The 18685-nt window shown below is 60.9% G+C and carries 19 protein-coding genes; 12 read left to right on the forward strand and 7 right to left on the reverse strand.

Features of this window, described 5'->3' with window-relative positions; translation table 11 throughout:
* Positions 1-76 precede the first annotated feature (76 nt).
* Together ASE26_RS01715 and ASE26_RS01720 are read left to right on the forward strand one after the other, a co-directional pair.
* Positions 77-715 (forward strand): response regulator transcription factor, encoded by a 639-nt coding sequence (locus ASE26_RS01715; protein ID WP_055931338.1) that lies wholly within the window; start codon positions 77-79, stop codon positions 713-715.
* Positions 715-1974 (forward strand): ATP-binding protein, encoded by a 1260-nt coding sequence (locus ASE26_RS01720; RefSeq protein WP_055931340.1) that lies wholly within the window; start codon positions 715-717, stop codon positions 1972-1974. The genes ASE26_RS01715 and ASE26_RS01720 overlap by 1 nt, the downstream gene beginning before the upstream one ends.
* Here the strand turns inward: ASE26_RS01720 and ASE26_RS01725 are convergent.
* Together ASE26_RS01725 and ASE26_RS01730 are read right to left on the reverse strand one after the other, a co-directional pair.
* Positions 1937-3376 (reverse strand): sensor histidine kinase, encoded by a 1440-nt coding sequence (locus tag ASE26_RS01725; RefSeq protein WP_055931343.1) that lies wholly within the window; start codon positions 3374-3376, stop codon positions 1937-1939. The two genes, ASE26_RS01720 and ASE26_RS01725, sit on opposite strands and share 38 nt — an antisense overlap.
* Positions 3376-4062 (reverse strand): response regulator, encoded by a 687-nt coding sequence (locus ASE26_RS01730; RefSeq protein ID WP_055931345.1) that lies wholly within the window; start codon positions 4060-4062, stop codon positions 3376-3378. Before ASE26_RS01730 ends, ASE26_RS01725 begins: the two co-directional genes overlap by 1 nt.
* Positions 4063-4162: 100 nt before the next feature.
* Between ASE26_RS01730 and ASE26_RS01735 the strand changes: the two genes are divergently transcribed.
* The 10 genes from ASE26_RS01735 (at position 4163) to ASE26_RS01780 (ending at position 16149) form a co-directional block, all read left to right on the forward strand.
* Positions 4163-5236, forward strand: a complete 1074-nt coding sequence (locus tag ASE26_RS01735) for a porin (RefSeq protein ID WP_055931348.1) — start codon at positions 4163-4165, stop codon at positions 5234-5236.
* A gap of 13 nt (positions 5237-5249) precedes the next feature.
* Positions 5250-6194: a tripartite tricarboxylate transporter substrate binding protein gene (locus ASE26_RS01740; protein ID WP_055931352.1), complete on the forward strand. Its 945-nt coding sequence runs from the start codon at positions 5250-5252 to the stop codon at positions 6192-6194.
* A 29-nt stretch (positions 6195-6223) separates the two neighbouring features.
* Positions 6224-7306 carry an ABC transporter substrate-binding protein gene (locus ASE26_RS01745; protein WP_055931354.1) on the forward strand — a complete coding sequence of 361 codons (1083 nt, stop codon included), beginning with the start codon at positions 6224-6226 and terminating at the stop codon, positions 7304-7306.
* Between the two features lie 10 nt (positions 7307-7316).
* The gene (locus tag ASE26_RS01750) at positions 7317-9092 is read left to right on the forward strand and encodes an iron ABC transporter permease (protein WP_055931357.1); all 1776 of its coding nucleotides are present in this window, start codon (positions 7317-7319) and stop codon (positions 9090-9092) included.
* Positions 9093-9120: 28 nt separating this feature from the next.
* Positions 9121-10182: an ABC transporter ATP-binding protein gene (locus ASE26_RS01755; RefSeq protein WP_055931364.1), complete on the forward strand. Its 1062-nt coding sequence runs from the start codon at positions 9121-9123 to the stop codon at positions 10180-10182.
* Positions 10170-11222, forward strand: a complete 1053-nt coding sequence (locus ASE26_RS01760; protein WP_055931367.1) for an AbrB family transcriptional regulator — start codon at positions 10170-10172, stop codon at positions 11220-11222. Before ASE26_RS01755 ends, ASE26_RS01760 begins: the two co-directional genes overlap by 13 nt.
* A 106-nt stretch (positions 11223-11328) precedes the next feature.
* Entirely contained in the window at positions 11329-13215 is a 1887-nt protein-coding gene (locus ASE26_RS01765; protein ID WP_055931369.1) for an MFS transporter, read from the forward strand.
* 118 nt (positions 13216-13333) lie between these two features.
* Entirely contained in the window at positions 13334-14053 is a 720-nt protein-coding gene (locus tag ASE26_RS01770; protein WP_055931372.1) for a hypothetical protein, read from the forward strand.
* A gap of 220 nt (positions 14054-14273) precedes the next feature.
* Entirely contained in the window at positions 14274-15650 is a 1377-nt protein-coding gene (locus ASE26_RS01775; protein ID WP_055931375.1) for a reverse transcriptase family protein, read from the forward strand.
* 40 nt (positions 15651-15690) lie between these two features.
* A complete protein-coding gene (locus ASE26_RS01780; RefSeq protein ID WP_055931377.1) occupies positions 15691-16149 on the forward strand; it encodes a YaiI/YqxD family protein in 459 nt (152 codons plus the stop codon).
* A 6-nt stretch (positions 16150-16155) separates the two neighbouring features.
* On the opposite strand, the gene ASE26_RS31805 is transcribed toward ASE26_RS01780, so the two are convergent.
* The 5 genes from ASE26_RS31805 to ASE26_RS01800 are packed head-to-tail and all read right to left on the reverse strand — an operon-like array spanning position 16156 to position 18529.
* Positions 16156-16284, reverse strand: coding sequence for a hypothetical protein (locus tag ASE26_RS31805; RefSeq protein ID WP_255357004.1), 129 nt, complete (start codon positions 16282-16284; stop codon positions 16156-16158).
* Positions 16285-16338: 54 nt separating this feature from the next.
* Positions 16339-16608 (reverse strand): hypothetical protein, encoded by a 270-nt coding sequence (locus tag ASE26_RS01785; RefSeq protein ID WP_055931381.1) that lies wholly within the window; start codon positions 16606-16608, stop codon positions 16339-16341.
* 36 nt (positions 16609-16644) lie between these two features.
* Entirely contained in the window at positions 16645-17220 is a 576-nt protein-coding gene (locus tag ASE26_RS01790) for a hypothetical protein (protein WP_055931384.1), read from the reverse strand.
* Positions 17221-17230: 10 nt separating this feature from the next.
* Positions 17231-17881 (reverse strand): hypothetical protein, encoded by a 651-nt coding sequence (locus tag ASE26_RS01795; protein ID WP_156397994.1) that lies wholly within the window; start codon positions 17879-17881, stop codon positions 17231-17233.
* Between the two features lie 45 nt (positions 17882-17926).
* Complete coding sequence (locus tag ASE26_RS01800) at positions 17927-18529, reverse strand: hypothetical protein (protein ID WP_055931390.1); 603 nt, start codon at positions 18527-18529, stop codon at positions 17927-17929.
* Positions 18530-18685: the final 156 nt, after the last annotated feature.

Here is an 18685-nt window from a genome sequence, read left to right on the forward strand (position 1 = left end):
GATGGAAATAAGCAAGCAATTTTTCTTGCTATGTCTTAGCGTGGTATCCTTCCATCATCTGGAAACGAGGAATGCTATGAATAAGATCAGGGTACTGCTGGCAGATGATCATCCCGTGGTAATGGGCGGTTTTGCGACGGCGCTGGCCGGTTTTGGCGTGGAAGTTGTAGCTCAGGCAAGGACGCCGGCTGAGGCGGTCGAGGCCTACCAGGCCCTGGTACCGGACGTTGCTATCCTGGATATGCGCTTTGGCGAGCAGATGACGGGCCTCGATGCGGCGCGCCAGATCCTGGCCGTGGCCCCTAAAGCACACTTCATCTTCCTGACCCAGTTCGACCAGGATGCGCTGGTCAAAGAGGCCTACCGTATTGGCGCGCGGGCGCTGGTGACGAAGGATTGCGACCCGGCCGAGCTTTTCACCGCCGTGCAGCGCGCCGCCCAGGGCGAGTTGTACTTCATGCCCGCCATCGCGGAACGCCTGGCCAGCCTGTCAGTGCTGGGCGAGCAATCGCCGCAAGCGCTGCTCGACGAGCGCTCGCTGGAAATTTTCAAGCTGATGGCGGAGGGCCTGACCAATGCCGAAATCGCCGATAAACTCGGCGTCTCCAGCAAGACGATCAGCAACTCCAGCCAGGCCATCAAGGACAAACTGGGCGTTGAGCGTGCGGCTGATATCACCCGCCTGGCGGTGCGCCACGGCGTGCTGCAAGCCTGATGCGGGCCAAGTGGCGCGTCGGCACGCGCGGGCGGCTGCTGGCGATTACCTTGCTGCCGGTGCTGGCGTTGTTTGCTACGCTGACCTGGTACAGCTACCAGTCGCGCCAGTCGGAGGTGCATGCCGAGTTGGCAGAGCGCGGGCAATTGCTTGCCAGTGCGCTGGTGGCGAGCAGCGAAATCAGCCTGGTGCACGGGCAGTTCGACGAGCTGCGGGCAACGATCAACGGCATGCTGCAAACCGACGGCGCGATTCATCGCGTGACCTTGCTCGATGCGGAGCGCAAGCCGCTGCTGGAAGTTGCGGCGCGCGGCGACGCGCCGCCCGAAGCGCGCTATTACGAAGCGGCAGTGCACAAGCGTCTGCTCTACGTGACGGGGGGCGGAAACCGCAATGTGGGCACGATGGGCTATGTGCAGGTGAGGATGTCGGCGACTGCCTTGCTGCGCAAGGCCCGCGCGCGCTTCCAGCTGGAATTAGGGGTGGCGCTGGCGGGCCTGCTGGTATGCGCGGGCGTAGCATGGCAGATGACCAGCGGCTTCGCCTTGTCGCTGCAGGCGTCCATGCAGGCAGTGCGTGCGGCGGATGCCGAGAAGCGCCGCCTGCTGCAACGCGTGACTACGGTGGTGGAGGATGAACGCAAGGCAATCGCGCTCGAGATCCACGACGAATTGAATGCGACGCTGATCGCCGTGCGGCTGGAGGCGCAGCAGATCGCGGGCCTGGCCGGCGCGCTGCAGCCAGCCGAACCTGCGGCCCAGGTTCGCGAAAAGGCGCAGGCGATCACCAAGCTTGCGCTGGGCTTGTACAACAGCGGCCGCACGCTGGTGCGCCGTCTGCGGCCGGAGATGCTCGACATGCTTGGCCTGCAGGGCGCGCTGGAAGAAATGGTGCGCCAGGTCGGCAGCAGCCATCCTTCCTGCCGCTTTTCGCTGCATACCGAAGGCGATTTCGGCGGACTCGATGGCGATGCTGCGATCTCGGCCTATCGTATCGTGCAGGAAGCGTTGTCGAACATTGTGAAGCACGCTCGCGCCAGCGCAGCCAGCGTTGAAGTGGCCCGGCATGGCGACGCCCTGCGGATTTCGGTGGCCGACGACGGGACCGGCTTCGACCCGGCGCGCACTGCGGCCGGCGTTGGCCTGGCGGGCATGCGCGAGCGGGTGCAGGCGCTGGGCGGCAGCTTTGCGATGGACTGCTCGTCAGGCACCCGTATTGCGATTACGCTGCCGGTGGAGGCGTGGCGCGCGGCAACCTGACGCGCACCAAGAGGCCGTGGCCGGCAACGCCTTGGTCCAGTTCAAGCGCGGCGTGGTGCAAGACCGCGATATCGCGCACGATTGCCAGCCCCAGGCCTGAGCCGCCCGGATTCGCCTGCATGGTGGAAGCGGCGCGGTAGAAGGGCGAAAACACGCGGTCGCGGTCTTCGGGCGGAATACCAGGGCCGCTGTCTTCGACCTCCAGCACCACATGCGCGTCGCCCGGCAGCACGCGCAGCACCACGCTGCCGCCGCGCGGCGTGTAGTGCAGGGCGTTGTCGACCAGGTTCGACACCAGCTCATGCAGCAGCAAAGCCTGGCCATTCACGCTGGCTTCGCCGTCGCCCTCCAGCGAAAGGTCGATGCCGCGGGTGACGGCGGATAGTGCCAGTTCCAGCGCGACCTGCTGCACCGTCTCGCGCAGCGGCACCGGCACCGGCTCGCGATTTTCGCTGTGCTCGATGCGCGCCAGCATCAGCAGGCGGTTTGCCAGGTGCACGGTGGAGTCGGTGGTGGCGGCCATGCTGGCCACCACATTGCGCAGCTCCGGCGAGGCGGAGGAATCGCGCGCCAATTCGCGCTGCGCCAGCTCGGCCTGGGTCTTCAGTACCGTCAGCGGCGTGCGCAACTGGTGCGATGCGTCGGCGATGAAGCGCCGCTGGCTGGCGATCAATCCCGCGATGCGGGTGGTCGAGGCATTCATGGCCTGCACCAGCGGCCGCACTTCCTTGTGCACCAGCGCAGGATCGAGGTCGGACAGGTCGGATACATTGCGCGATTCCACCTCGTGCTTCAATTGCATCAATGGACGCAGCACCAGCTTGACCGCGAACCACACCAGCAAGCCGGCCAACAGCACCACGCTGGCCTGCCACGCAATGGTGTCGTACAGGATCTTCAGCGTCAGGCCTTTGCGGGCATCAAGCGTTTCGCCTACCTGGATCAGCGCGATGCCGCGCATATTGTCGTCATATACCGGCTGCAGCAGGGCAGCAATGCGGATCGGCTGGCCGTTGTAGTTGGCGTGGTAAAAGCGCACCAGGGCAGGGTAGTTCTCCGAGCGCGGCACATTGGCCGGTACTGCGGGCAGGTCGTCGTAACCGGAAACCGTCTCGCCCTTGATGCCGGTGACTTTGTAGTAGATGCGGCCCAGGGTGTCGGTCTCAAAGCTGTCCAGCGCAACGTAGGGCACGTCGACCACCACTTTCCCGCCTTCTACCGACACGCGCTCCGCCAGCGCGCGCGTGGAGGCCAGCAGCGAGCGGTCGTACGCCATGTCGGCCGCGTCCACCGCATTGTAGTAGACAGAGATGGTGTTGATGATTTCCAAGAGAACCAGCGGCAACAGCAGCCAGCGCAGCAACTGGCCGCGCAGGCTGCCCATGGCGAGCATGGCCTTCATCAGGCTTTCGCTTCGGCCGGCTGCAGCAGGTAGCCGATGCCGCGCAGGGTTGTGATGGCCGCAGCGCCGGGCTCCTTGCGGTCAAGCTTCTTGCGCACCCGGTGGATATACAGCTCGATGGCGTCGAGGTTGGCGTCATCGGCCAGCGAGAACACCTGGTCGAACAGTTTTTCCTTGGCGACCGGCTTGCCGCCCTTGGTGATCAGCGCTTCCAGCACGGCGTGTTCGCGCGGCGTGAGCTGCAGGTTCTCGCCGAAATAGGAAAACATGCGGCTGACAGTATCGAAGCGCAGCGCGCCGCATTCGTACACCAGCGATTCATTGCCCGCGCTGCGGCGCAGCAAAGCCTTCACGCGCGCTTCCAGTTCGGCCAGTTCGAAAGGTTTTGCGAGGTAATCGTCGGCGCCCAGGTTCAGGCCCTGCACGCGATCCTCCAGCCCGCCGCGCGCGGTCAGGATCAATACGGGCGTCTTGCCCCCGCGCGCGCGCAGGCGTTTCAGCACTTCCAGCCCGTCCATGCGGGGCAGGGTCAAATCGAGGATGACCAGGGCATATTCCTGGGTCAGCAGCAGGGAGTCGGCGTCGGCGCCGTTGTCGGCGCATTCGACAGAAAGGTTGGCATCGCGCAGGGCTTTGGAAAGCCAGTGTTGTAATTCGGTGTGGTCTTCCACTAACAATATTCGCATGGCATTTGCCTGAAAGGCGTTTGAAAGGTTGGCGATTTTATAGTTGAACCGTGCCAGAGCGAGGCATGACTGAAATAACTATAAACCCAGGAGACTGATTGTGAAAAGAACTTCGATGGCAGCGGCCGTCGCGATGATGTTTGCCGCCTATACTTCCGCCCACGCCCAATCCAATGTGCAGGTGTACGGCCTGCTGGACATGGGGGTCGACATTTCCAACAATGCCCAGGCGGGCGGCGGCAGCGTAACCCACGTCAGCTCCGGCGGCATGAATACTTCGCGTTGGGGTATCAAAGGCAGTGAGGACCTGGGCGGCGGCCTGAAAGCCGTGTTCCAGCTCGAAAGCGGCATCCTGATGGATACCGGCGCGCAGGATGGCAACCTGTTCAAGCGCCAGGCCAACGTCGGCCTGGAAGGCAACTGGGGCCGCGTGATCCTGGGCCGTTCCTTCACCAGCGTGTACGACACCGTTATCCGCTTCGACCCGATGGGCTTTGCGCCTTACTACTCCTGGGCGACCGGCGGCAGCGCCACGTTGCCAAGCAAGTACGGCATGACCACCGGTTTCGATAACCTGATCAAATACTCCGGCAAGACCGGCGACTGGAACTATGGCTTCAGCTACGGCATGGGCGAGCAGCAGGGCGCAGGCGCCAGCTCGGCTGACAGCGCCAAGTACGCCGGCGCGGTCAGCTACCAGTCCGAGTCGCTGGGCGCCATGTTCACCGCGGAGCGCATCAACGGTAACAATGTGGTCGCCACCGGCAACCGTGACGAGACCACCGCATACCACCTGGGCGGCTATTACGCCACCGGCGATTTCAAATTCTGGCTCGGCGGCCGTACCTACAAGCTGGTGGCGGGCAAGGCCGCTACGGCTGATGTAAAAGGCAACACCTTGTGGGCTGGCGTGGCATACAAACCGCAGCCAAACGTCACCATCACGGGCGCCGTGTACCACATCGACCAGCGCAACCTGGCCGCCGGCAAGGACGCCGATCCGACCATGTATGTGCTGCGCTATCGCTACGCCGCATCCAAGCGCACCGACCTGTATGCGACTGTCGGTTACACCAAGGGCAAGCATGACCAGCTGGTTGGCCTGTCGCGCGACGATGCAGCCTTCGGCGACAGCCAGCACGGTGTAATGGTTGGCATCCAGCACCGCTTCTGATAATAATGAAGCCATGAAGATCCTGCTCTCCATCTTCGCTTCTGTCCTGCTGCTTGCAGGTCAGGTGCACGCAGCTGAATGCATCGTGCCGTCCAAGCCGGGCGGTGCGATGGACCTGACGTGCAAGCTGGCCCAGAAGGGCCTGGCGACGATGGCGGGCGGGCAGCCGATGAAGCTGGTGTATCGCCCGGGCGGGATCGGCGCCGTGGCATGGCACTCGCTGGTTTCGCAGCGCCGCGCCGAACCGAACACCCTGGTGGCTTTTTCCGGCGGTTCGCTGCTGAACCTCGCGCAAGGCAAATTCGGCAAGGCCAAGGCGGACGATGTGCGCTGGGTTGCGGCGCTGGGGGCGGACTACGGCATGATCGCGGTGCGCTCCGATTCGCCGTTCAAGTCGCTGGCCGACCTGGTGGCGGCGCTCAAGCGCGATCCGTCGAAGGTGCTGATCGGCGTCAGCGGCACGATCGGCAGCCAGGACTGGCTGAAGGTGGCCCTGCTGGTACGCCAGGCCGGCCTGGACCCGAAAGTGCTGCGTTTCGTGGCGCTGGAGGGCGGCGGCGAGTCGTTTACTGCGATGCAGGCGAACTACGTGCAGGTAGTGTCGGGCGATGCTTCCGAAGCCAACCTGGCCGGCAGCACGATCCGCGTGTTGGCCGTGATGTCGGAAGAGCGCTTGCCGGGAAAACTGGCTGCGGTGCCGACGGCGCGCGAGCAGGGCTACGACATTGTCTGGCCGGTGATTCGCGGGGTCTGGATGGGCCCCCAGGTGGCAGATGCCGATTACCAGCAGTGGGTGAAAACCTTCGAGCACCTCATGGCGACGCCGGAATTCGCGAAACTGCGAACGGAAGCGGGACTATATCCCTTCAGCCTGACAGGACAGGCGCTCAACGAGTATGTGCATAAAGCCGTGGACGATTACGGCAAACGCGCCAGCCATCTGGGCCTGGTGCGCTAAACATTCCTCAAAAATTCTAGGAGACACAAATGATCAAGACGACCCTGGTGGCCGCCGCGGGCCTGTTCGCGTGCACCGCTTTCGCACAATCGCCTGCAGGCTATCCTGCCGACTACCAGAAAGTGATCGATGCGGCGAAAAAAGAGGGCAAGCTGGTGGTGTACGGCGCCACTGACAGCAAGGCTGCGCAGCCGCTGATCCGCGACTTCAACGCGCTGTACCCCGGCATTACCGTCGAATACAACGATATGAATTCGACCGAGGTGTACAACCGCTTCATCTCCGAGATGGCAGCCGGCGGCAATACCGCCGACGTGATGTGGTCGTCCGCCATGGACCTGCAGATGCGCCTGGCCTCCGACGGCTACGCACTGAAATACAAATCGGTGGAAGCGTCGAAGATCCCTGGCTGGGCGGTGTGGGACGACCAGGCATATGGCACCACGTTCGAGCCGGCAGCCATCGTCTACAACAAGCGCCTGGTCGATGCCAAGGAAGTGCCGCAGACCCACGCCGACTTCGTGAAACTGATCCAGCAGCCGAAGTTCAAGGACAAGGTCACCACCTACGACATCGAAAAATCCGGCGTCGGCTTCATGTTCATGAGCCAGGATGCCAAGGAATACCCGAAGTTCCTGGAGCTGGAAAACGCCTTCGGTGAAGCGAAAGTGCGCGTGCAGTCTTCCACCGGCACCATGATGGAGCGTATCTCCTCCGGCGAAAACCTGATCGGCTACAACGTGCTGGGTTCCTACGCCCTGGTGCGCGCCAAGACCGACCCATCGATCGGCGTGCAACTGCCGAAGGACTACACCCTGGTGATGTCGCGCGTGATCTTCATCAACAAAGGTGCAAAGAATGTCAACGCCGCCAAGCTGTGGCTGGACTATACCCTGTCGCACCGCGGCCAGACCATCATCGCCAACGAATCCAAGCTGTTCGCGATCCGCGCCGACGTGAGCGGCGAAACCACTTCGTCCGACCTGGTCAAGCAGATCGGCCAGGACAAGATCAAGCCAGTGCCGGTGCACCCGATCCTGCTGCAGTTCCTGGGGCCGCAGAAACGCATGGCCTTCCTGAAGCAGTGGAAAGAAACCGCCGGCAAGAAATAAGGAGCTGTCAATGACCACCGCGACTTTGCAGGGAACGGGGCGCGCCAGCATCAATTGGCCGCGCTGGATCGTGGCAGTGCTGACCTGCACCGCCATCTTCCTGCCGCTGTTCCTGATCTTTTACCAGAGTTTCCTGTCGGCGCCGTTCTTCATGCCCGGCAAGGAAGTAGGGTTGGACGCCTTCCGCTTCATCTTCGATGACCCGGATTTTGCAGTGGCATTCAAGAACGGCCTGCTGCTGGCGGCCGGCCTGGCCGCCATCGCCGTGCCTTTGGGCGGCATGCTGGCTTTCCTGATGGTGCGTACCGACCTGCCGGGTCGCGGCTGGATTTCCCCGCTGCTGCTGGTGCCGATCTTCGTGTCGCCAATGGTGATGGGTTTCGGCTATGTGGTGTCGATGGGCCCTGTGGGCTTTTACTCGACCTGGGTGAAAGACCTGATCGGCTTCATCCCGTGGAATGTGTATTCCTTCACCAGCATCGTGATCATCGCCGGCCTGACCCACGTGCCGCACGTCTACCTGTACGCTTCGTCGGCGCTGAAGAGCCTCGGCTCGGACGTGGAAGAAGCGGCCCGCGTGGCCGGCGCCTCGCCGCTGCAGGTGATGTTCAACGTGTCGCTGCCGATGATCATGCCGGCGCTGGCCTATGCCGGCGTGCTGGTGTTCTTCCTCGGCTTCGAGGTGTTCGGGCTGGTGCTGGTGCTGGGCGATCCGGAAGGCCACCTGGTACTGCCGACCTACCTGTATAAGCTGACCAACAAGCTGGGTACCCCGTCCTACCACCTGATGGCGGCAGTGGCGGTGTGCCTGGTGGCGGTGACCATGCCGCTGGTGATGATCCAGCGCTGGCTGCTGAAATCGGCCAATAAATACGTGTCGATCAAAGGCAAGGGCGCGCGCAGCAAGGCGCTGCCGCTGGGCCGCTGGAAATGGCTGGCGTTTGCCGTGCTGGGCGCCTGGCTGCTGGTCACCATTGTGATGCCGCTGTCCGGCATAGCGCTGCGCTCCTTCGTGCAGTACTGGGGCGAGGGCGTAAAGCTGGCCGACGTCCTGACGCTGCAGCACTTCCGCGACATCTTCGAACAGCATGCGCTGATCCGCGGCATTATCAACACGGTGCTGATCGGCGTGATCGGCGGCGGCCTGGCGGTCTTCTGCTATAGCTTTATTGCGCTGGCCATGCACCGCAAACCTGACCTGCTGACCCGCGTGCTCGATTACAGCGTGCTGGTGCCGCGTGCGGTGCCAGGCCTGCTGGCTGGCCTGGCTTTCCTGTGGGTGTTCCTGTTCGTCCCCAGCTGGCTCGATGGCATGCTTAAAGGCTCCGACAACGGCCTGGCGGTGTGGCTGGTGGAAAACGCGATCCCTGCGCTGCGCAGCCTGCGCACCACCATCTTCGCGGTGTGGCTGGCGTATTCCGTGGTGTGGATGGCTTACGGCATGCGCCTGATTTCCACCGCTCTGCTGCAGGTTGGCCCTGAGCTGGAGGAAGCGGCACGCGCGGTTGGCGCCCGCCGCGGCCAGGTAACCCGCGACGTGACCCTGCCGCTGATCAAATACGGCTTGCTGGGCGCGTGGCTGATGATTTTCCTGATCTTCGAGCGTGAATATTCGACAGGCGTGTACCTGCTGTCGCCGGGTACCGAAGTGATTGGCGCGCTGATCGTGTCGCTGTGGGCGGGTGGTTCGACCGACCTGGTGGCGGCACTGTCCTTTATCAATATCACCCTGGTCGGCATCGGCCTGGGCATAGCGCTGCGCTTCGGCGTCAAGCTGCATAACTGAGACCACGATCATGAAACGAGACCTCAAAATGAATGAACTGTCCGTCGAAGACCTGCACCTGGACTACGGCACCGGCGCCCACGCCAACCCTATCCTGAAGGGCGTGTCGATGCACCTGCAGAAGGGCGAAGTGGTGGCGCTGCTGGGCCCTTCGGGCAGCGGCAAGACCACGCTGCTGCGCGCCGTGGCCGGCCTGGAGAGCCCACGCCAGGGTTCGATCGACATCGGCGAGCGCCGCGTATTCGATGGCAGCAAGGGTTTTGAAATGCCGGCCGAACAGCGCAACCTGGGCCTGGTGTTCCAGTCCTATGCACTGTGGCCGCACAAAACCGTGGCGGAGAACGTGGCCTACGGCCTGAAGCTGCGCAAGATGAACAAGGAAGAAATCGGCCGCCGCGTGGGCGAGGTGCTGAAACAGCTTGGCCTGGGCCACCTGGGCGAGCGCTTCCCGCACCAGTTGTCGGGCGGCCAGCAGCAGCGCGTGGCGATTGCCCGGGCGCTGGTGTACAACCCGCCGGTGATCCTGCTGGACGAGCCGCTGTCGAACCTGGACGCGAAGCTGCGCGAAGAGGCGCGAGCGTTCCTGCGCGAGTTGATCGTGCGCCTGGGCCTGTCGGCGCTGATGGTGACCCACGACCAGGGCGAGGCGATGGCGATCTCCGACCGCATCCTGCTGCTCAATAACGGCAAGATCGAGCAACAGGGCACGCCGCAGTCGATGTACGAAACACCTGAGACCTTGTTCACGGCCGAATTCATGGGCAGCAACAACCGCCTGCCGGGCACCCTGCTGTCGCGCGAAGGCGACAAGGTAGTGATCGATGTTGCAGGCAGCAAGCTGCAGGCAACGGCACGTGGCAAAGGCGGCGATTCGATTGCCCCGCTGATCCGCGTCGAAGAGGTGCGTGTGAACACCTCCCAGGTTGAAAATTCGCTGCAGCTTGCTTTGATCACCTGCATGTACCTGGGCGACCGTTGGGAATGCCTGTTCAAACGCGGCGATATCAGCGTGCGCGCCCATTCCAAGTACCGTCTGCAGGATGGCCAGTACTGGCTGCAACTGCCGGCCGACAAGCTGTGGGTCTTCTGACCCGACACCGTTGCTTCCTCCAAGCTTTGGCGGCCGGCTTGCTGGCCGCTTTTTTTTGCAGGTGGCTTGATACTCCGCTGCCCTGGCTGATTGGGCCGCTGTTCGCCAGTGCTGCGCTGCGCATCGCGGGTGTTGACCTGTGCTGCCCGGTCGCGGCACGCGCGGCAGGGCAGTGGGCGATCGGAACCGTGCTTGGACTGTACTTTACGCCCGCGGTGCTGGCGGTGGTGGCTGCGCGTGCCGGCTATATCGCGGGGGCGGTGGCGTTTGCGCTGGCGCTGGGGTGCTTGTGCGCCTGGCTGCTCAAGCGGCTGGCCGATGTCAGCGCCGCTACAGCATTCTTCTCGATGGCGCTGGGCGGTGCCTCCGAGATGGCAGTGCAGGGCGAGCGCCACGGTGCGGCAGCGCAGCACGTGGCGGCGGCGCAGGGCGTGCGGCTGATGTTCGTGGTCAGCTTCCTGCCGTTTGTGCTGCGCTATTGGAGCGGGCATGGCATGCCGCCATTGCCTGCGGTTGCCGCCGCGGCACCTTTGGCATCGCCCGCGGCACTGGGCGCCTTCGGCCTGCTCGCTGCGGCCACTTGCGCGGCGGGCTGGCTAATGTGGAAGCGCGGCGTGCCGAACGCCTGGGTGCTCGGCCCCTTGTTCGGCGCCGGGCTGCTGGCCGCGGCGCAAGTGCCGGTCGGCGGCGTGCCTGAATGGATGGTGCGCAGCGGCCAGCTTTGCATCGGACTTTCGCTCGGTACCCGCTTCACGCCCGGCTTCCTGCATACCGCGCCGCGCTTCATGGCAGCAGTGGCCGCCTGCACCGCGACCGCGCTGGGCTTGGCCGCGCTTTTCGGGCTGCTGCTTGCGAAGATCGGCAACCTGCACCCCGCCACGGCCTTGCTGGCGACTTCTCCCGGCGGAATCGCGGAAATGGCCCTGACCGCACGCGCGCTGTACGTCGAAGTGCCTGTGGTCACGGCTTTCCATGTGTGCCGGATGGTGGTGCTGGTCCTGGCGGTCGGTCCGGCATTTCGGCGCCTGCTACGCATGTGATGCAGTTGTCGCAAAGTATTAAAATGCGATACTTTGGCGCGCCGGGTTGAGAGCTTGCGCAATGTGCTGTATGTTGTCGATATTTTCACTATTCCCGTGCCGCAACATGAGCCATCCCAGCCAGTTCGATCTACTGAAACAACGTCGCTTCGCGCCGTTTTTCTGGACCCAATTCCTCGGCGCGTTTAACGACAACCTGTTCAAGACCGCCCTGATTGTAGCGCTGACCTATGAAGCCTCCAGCTGGACCGACCTCGATTCGTCGCTGATCACCAACCTGGTGCCCGGCCTGTTCATCCTGCCGTACGTGCTGTTCTCGGCCACTTCCGGCCAGATCGCTGAAAAAATCGAGAAGGGCAAGCTGGCGCGTCTTATTAAATGGCTGGAGATCGGCATCATGGGCGTGGCAGCTATCGGCTGGTTCACACACACGCTGGTATTGCTGCTGGTCGCCATCTTCGGCATGGGCATGCACTCGACGCTGTTCGGCCCTGTTAAATACGCCTATATGCCGCAGCACCTGAAGGCAGAGGAACTCACGGGCGGCAACGGCATCGTTGAAATGGGTACCTTCGTCGGCATCCTGCTTGGCCAGGTGTTCGGCGCAATCATCGTCAATTACAAGCCTGACGGGATCGTCTGGCTGGCTGCTGCTACCGTATTCTTCGCAGTGATAGGCTTGGTCACCGCGCATGGCATCCCGAAAACGCCTGCACCGCAGCCGGACCTGAAAGTGAACTGGAACCCGTTCACTGAATCGATCCGCAACCTGCGCTTCTCGGCCGGCAACCGCTCCGTCTTCCTCTCCATGCTGGGCAATTCCTGGTTCTGGTTCTATGGCGCGATCGTGCTGGCGCAGTTCCCCGTGTATGCCAAGGATTACCTGAAAGGCGATAACAGCGTCTTCGTGCTGCTGCTGACGATGTTCTCGCTGGGGATCGGCGCCGGTTCGCTGCTGTGCGAAAAGCTTTCCGGCCGCAAGGTGGAAATCGGCCTGGTGCCTTTCGGTTCGATTGGCCTGTCCGTATTCGGCATCGACCTGTACCTGGCCAGCCAGGGCTACAGCGCACCGGGCGAAGTGAATGCCTACGCCATGGTGATGCTGCCCGGCGCATGGCGCATCATCCTCGACGTCGTGATGATCGGCGTGTTCGGCGGTTTCTTTATCGTTCCATTGTTCGCGCTGATCCAGTTGCGTGCCGACCCGCAGCATCTGTCGCGCACCATCGCCGGCATGAACATCATGAACGCGCTGTTCATGGTGGTGGCGACCGGCGTAGCGATTCTGCTGCTGGCCCAGGGTTTCACGATTCCGCAAGTATTCCTGGCAACCGCAATCATGAACGCCCTCGTGGCGGCGTACATCTTCTCGCTGGTGCCCGAGTTCCTGATGCGTTTCCTGGCATGGCTCCTGATCCATACTGTGCACAACGTGAAGACCATCGATGCCGACCGCATTCCGGAAGAGGGCGGCGCTGTCCTGGTGTGCAACCACGTCAGCTACGTCGATGCGATTGTGATCGTGGCAGCCAGCCCGCGCCCGATCCGCTTCGTGATGGACCACCGCATCTTCAAGACGCCGTTCTTTGGCTGGATCTTCCGTACCGCCAAGGCGATCCCGATTGCACCTGCCAAGGAAGACCCATGGCTGATGGAGAAAGCCTTTGTCGATATCGCACAAGCGCTGCATGAGGGCGAGCTGGTTTGCATTTTCCCGGAAGGCAAGCTGACCAGCACCGGCGAGATGAATGAGTTCAAGGGCGGCATCAGCAAGATCATTGAACGCACCCAAGTGCCGGTGATCCCGATGGCGCTGCGCGGCTTGTGGGGCCACCTGCTTAGCCGCAGCAAGGACGGCCTGCTGGAACGCGCTTTCCGCAAAGGCTTCCGTTCGCATCTTTCGCTGGCGGTGGGCCAACCGGTCGAACCTACCGAAGTAAGCCCGGAACTGCTGTATCGCCAGGTAGCAGAACTGCGCGGCGACTGGAAGTAGAGAAATGTAGTTAATGGTCCAAGCGGGCTACATACCTCTACATACAAAGGCGCCGTCACGGCGCCTTTGCTCCTTTCTACAATTGGTTTTCCAAAAACTAATGTGAGAAGGACAGTCAATGAAAACAATCCTGAAAACCGGTTTCTCCGTTGCCATGCTGTCTGTGTTGGCGGCATGCGGCGGCGGCGGCGAAGACGACAAACGGCCGAAGCAGGTCTCGGCGGCTGTGGACTTCGACAAGGATGGCATTACTGGCTGGACCGGCAGCTCCTCCGACTACACACCTGAGACCGCACCAACCAACGTCGTCTTCGAACAGCGCGCGCTGCCAACTCCGCTGACCGGCAAGGGCTACCTGGTTGGCGGCACCAATCGCAGCGACGACCTTTTCCTGTTCGTGAAGAAGCAGTTCTCCGGCCTGGAAAAGAACACCACGTACAACATCACCTTCTCGCTCAAATTTGCCAGCAATGCGCAAACCGGATGCATGGGCGTGGGCGGTGCGCCAGGCGAAGCAGTATGGGTCTATGCGGGCGCCACGGCGACCGAGCCTAAGGCGGTTACTGCCAATAACGCGATCCGCATGAACATCGATCGCGGCAACCAGGCCGAAGGCGGCAAGGACGCGCAAGTCATCGGCAACATCGCCAATGGCCAGACTTGCGGCACCGCTGTTTCCTATGCCAGCAAGACAGTGAAGAACGATAAGGCGCAGAAGGTGACGACCGATGCGACTGGCGCGGTGTGGATCATCCTTGGCATCGATTCCGGCTTTGAGGCGTATTCGCAGGTCTACCTGCAAAACGTTCAGCTCGACGCGACGCCGGCGACGCTGTAATCGCCTCGGTGTTGACCTTCACGGAAAATTAACCTACTGTGTCGGCGGGGCGGAACCGCCAAGCCGGCCTGTCTTTGCTTCGTGCAGGGACAGCCTCTGCGGGGTTACCCCGCGGGATGTTTGATGTTCTGCATTTCGCCGCATGAGTGGCATTGCGCTTCGCGCAACCATACGCACGCTTCACGAGACTCGTTGGCGGCTCTCTGCCCCTTTTCAATTCATGGATAACGAAAAACTTACCGCGCTTGCGCTTGCCGACACGATGCTGGCCACGGACGGTAGCCCGGAGAACCTGATCGCGGCGTGCGACCGCGTTTTCGACGCGACGCAGCCCTGGGCCCCTGGCGTCTGCATGGCGCTCGTCATGCGGACCGGAGAGAACTTCCATTACTTCAGCCGGCACGAGTTGGCCGACATCTTGTTGCAACTCCTCGGTCGCGGTCACGTTGACTACGATGACGAAGATGAGGATGAAGAAGAGGGCGGCGCCGATGCGCCCCCATTCATCAAGCTGCAGGATGTGCGGCGCTATTGCCTCGAGCAGCCGATTCGCCCGCCAAAACCCGCATGGCTGGCCGAACTCGCACTGCCGGACCTGCCGACTGTCGGCGACCTGGCCGTATGGCTGAACGAGCCGGTCGGCGCGCTGCGCTGGTTCGCAGACCAGTGGCGCATCGCGCGCGACGAGCAATCGCGCCTCCAGCATTACCACTATCGCTGGGTGCCAAAGCGTAGCGGCGGCCTGCGCCTGATCGAAATTCCGAAAGAGCGGCTACGCCGCATCCAGCAGAAAATACTGCGCCAGATCCTGGACCTGGTGCCGCCGCATGCATCGGCGCACGGCTTCCGGCGCGGGCATTCCTGCGTCACGCACGCTGCACGGCACGCCGGCCAGCACGCCGTTGTGCGCATGGACCTGAAGGATTTTTTCCCCAGCATCCAGCACGCGCGCGTCCAGGCGCTGTTTGAAAAGCTCGGCTACCCGGAGAGCGTCGCTGGAACATTGGCGCGCATCTGCGTTAACCGCGCACCCCATGACCTGTTCCGCGACAAGCAATCCGGAGGCTCACTTGCCTGGTCCGAACGCCAGGCCTTGAAATCGCCGCACCTGCCGCAGGGTTCTCCTTGTTCGCCTGCGCTGGCCAATCTCTGCGCCTACCGGCTTGATATACGGCTTGAATCGCTGGCGCGCTCGCTCGGCGCGTCATATAGTCGCTATGCCGACGACCTGGCCTTTTCTGGCGGGGACGAGTTTGCGCGGTGCGCAGAGCGCTTTCATATCCAGGTTGCCGCAATCGCCCTGGAAGAGGGCTTCCGTGTGAACACCCGCAAAACGCGGCTGATGCGCGAAGGAACGCGGCAGCAAGTGACGGGCATCGTCGTCAATGCGCATCCGAACATTGCTCGCGACGAGTACGATAAACTCAAGGCGACGCTGACCAATTGCGTGCGTCATGGGCCGGAATCCCAGAACCGGGAGAGTCACCCCAACTTCCAGGCCTATCTCGCAGGCAGGATTTCTTATGTTGCGATGGTAAATTCCGACCGCGCAGCTAAGCTCCAGCGGCTTTTGGACGATATAGTTTGGCCAACTTGATTACAATGTCCGATTCTTTTAATCGTATTCGATGTAATTCATGCACATTTGGGTAGATGCGGACGCCTGTCCCGCTGTAATCAAGGACATCCTGTTCCGCGTAGCGGAGCGCACGCAGATCAATGTCACGCTGGTGGCCAACCAATTGATCCGTGTTCCCGGCTCGCGCTTTATCCGCGCGCTCCAAGTTCCGGCGGGTGCCGATGCAGCCGATGCCGAAATTGTCGAGCGTGTGAGCGCCGGTGATATTGTCGTTACCGCGGATATCCCGCTGGCTTCCCTGGTACTGGAGAAGGGCGGTCTCCCACTCAATCCTCGTGGAGATTGGTACACCAAGGACACCATCGCGCAGCAGCTGACGATGCGCGCCTTCATGGAAGAACTGCGCGGCGCCGGCGTCGATACCGGCGGACCAGCGGCCTTCAGTCAAGGCGACCGGCAGAACTTCGCCAATGCGCTCGACCGCGAGCTGGCGCGCAGAAAGATTGCGCGAGGCTGATTCGATTTACTTGACGTCGACCATGCCATGCCAGTGAACGCGTAGCACATCTTCTTTCTTGGCTGCGTCGTAGCGGCGTTTTCCGATGGCGAGCATGATTCGCTTGCCCTTGGCAAAGCCAGGAAACGGACGCATGTCATCCCTGGGTTTTGCAGTCTCACTGGAGATCAAGTATCGAGTTCTCCCTGGTTACTGTGCGTCGAGACCTTTGACAAGAAGCTCCGCGACAACGGTATTAAGGTCAAGCCCACCTTCATTAGCCAAATCGTGCAGGCGTTTTACCAAATCGCCGTTAAGTTTGACTGCAAACGGTACCAGGCCAAGTGCTTGATCGCGTTTGCGCTGCTCGCGCTTGTCGATGGCAGGATTGGTGGAGGTTCCGAACGAAGTAGCGCCTGGTACGGCCATCTTACCCATCAATTTTTTCGCGTCGCTCTTTGCCAAATCAGTCTTTTTCATATTGCTCTCCAATTCAAAAGCGCCATTCTACGCGTTTCAGGTGAGCCACTTGCCGAAGAATTCTCCATTACGGAATTCACCATGCCCTTTGACGAGGATTTCGCAATCAGCCATTTCTAATGACAGCTCTTTCACGGTCTCGAAGGAACCATTGCAGTTGTCAAAGTCGATGAGAAAATTTCTCAATTTCCCCATCAATGCGAACTGCTTGATTCCTTGCTGATCGATGGAGGTTTCATGAATCTGCAATTCGACCAAGCTGTCAAGCCTGGTCAAGTATCCAATACAGTCGTTGGTCAATTGATCATTCTCCTTCAACCGGAGTTTCGCAAGTCGGGGCAAATTCTCAAGACTGCTTAAACCTTGATTGGAAATTTCAGTGAATTGCAAATCGAGGTTTTCAATGCTCGTGACTCGGCAGACGTGGCCTAGTCCTATGTCATCCAGGTTGGTTCCGGAAAAACTAGCGGAGGAGAGGTGCTTGAATTCCGCAAGCAGCCTGAGTTCCTCCATGTCCAGCTTCGAGTGGAGCGAGAGATGACTGATCGACGTGTCAAACGGCGCCCCCTGGATGACGACAGATTTGTGTGATTGACTAACCGGGACGAACATATACGCCTTTCTATGAAATCTCGAACTGGAACCAGTTGTTTTTCTTTGCCTGGAGCAGACCGCTGATTCCGAAGTATAGGTCGACTTCATTCAACTCAACTGGCAAGGAAGACAGCCTGGGAGCCGACTTGCGCTCCAGCCAGCGGTGATCCAGGAAGGTCTTCAGCACAGTCACGGTATTTTCATAGTCGCAGATGCTCAGTATCCTCAACTGGTTCTTGCGGTCCTTGCCCAACGGAGACATGCTGATGCCCTGGTAATAGGCCCAGAGATGCGTTTCCGGACCAATGTATGAGCCGAAGGAAATCAGGTGAAGGGGGAATTTGCTGATCAAATGACCGCAGCAACCGATCCATCCCAACGGAATGTAGAAGGCATCATCGTTTTCGAGTACGTGTTCTCGTGCATAGCCAAACTCTTTTGCGGCTTCGGAGGATAGTTGGGAGAGGAACAGCGCTTCAGCGCTGTCGAAAATGGCCGAATCGGTTTCGGCTAGCCGGAAACCGAATTCTGCAACGGTTTGTCTAAACGCCTCACTGGTGGCGGGGAATCCATGATCCGGCTCCTCCAATGGATTGCCGCAATACGGACAGGATGTCAATTCGGATTGGCAAGAAAGCCCGCAGATTTCGCAGATGTGCGGCGTGTTCGCTTCATTCACATTTTGAGTCATGTTCTTACAGCAGTGCGGCGAGGTTGTGAATATTCATCTTATTTTGAGGTTCATGCCTGCCAGGTTGGCTTCAATGATTTCCGCATTTTTGTAATCGATATCTGTGATGTCATAAGCCCCGTGGCTGGCCGTAATCTTGATTGCGCCGTCGTTGTATGAGATGTATGCCTTTATACCAAATATCTCGCAGTGCCTGGGCTCTGCGATCCATGCGCCGGTGCTGTCATGAGCTTCAGGTTTGACGTTGAGGATGTCGAAGATGTGCAAGATATCATTGGCGTTAGAGTACTCGATAGACATTTCCAGTGATTCGATAGCTTGTGGTGGAAAGCCGCTTGGCTCGCAATTTATTCGGAAGTGCTTCAGCATGTGAGGTCCAGGGACGCGCTGTGTGACGAAGCGTTCCACCTCATCGGCAATCTCTTGCGGGAGCGGCCATTCGGTGGGTGGAATCGTGTTCTTCTCGAGGAAGTCTTGGGCAGCGCGCAGAATGGACTGGGTCTCCGAAATCACCTCGTGGGAATGGCATGTCACGATGTCGATTTCGGCTTTGGCGCGCGCCAGGCTGTTTGCCACTGATAACGCGGCGTCATGATCGTTTGCGCTGCCAACTGCGCCTCGTGCGGCAAGGGCCATTCCGTACTGGGCCGAATAATGCCACACGTTGGCACGTGCTCCGCGCGACCTGCCTAGGAAAGCACAGACATCCCGCAAAGTGCTGCAGGTTCTTAGTTCCGGTACAAACGTAGTTTGGGGGAGTCGTTTCATTTCACGTAAAGGAGAAAGTTGGCC

Source organism: Duganella sp. Root198D2 (assembly GCF_001428585.1).
In the GTDB taxonomy this organism is placed as follows: Bacteria; Pseudomonadota; Gammaproteobacteria; order Burkholderiales; family Burkholderiaceae_D; genus Rugamonas.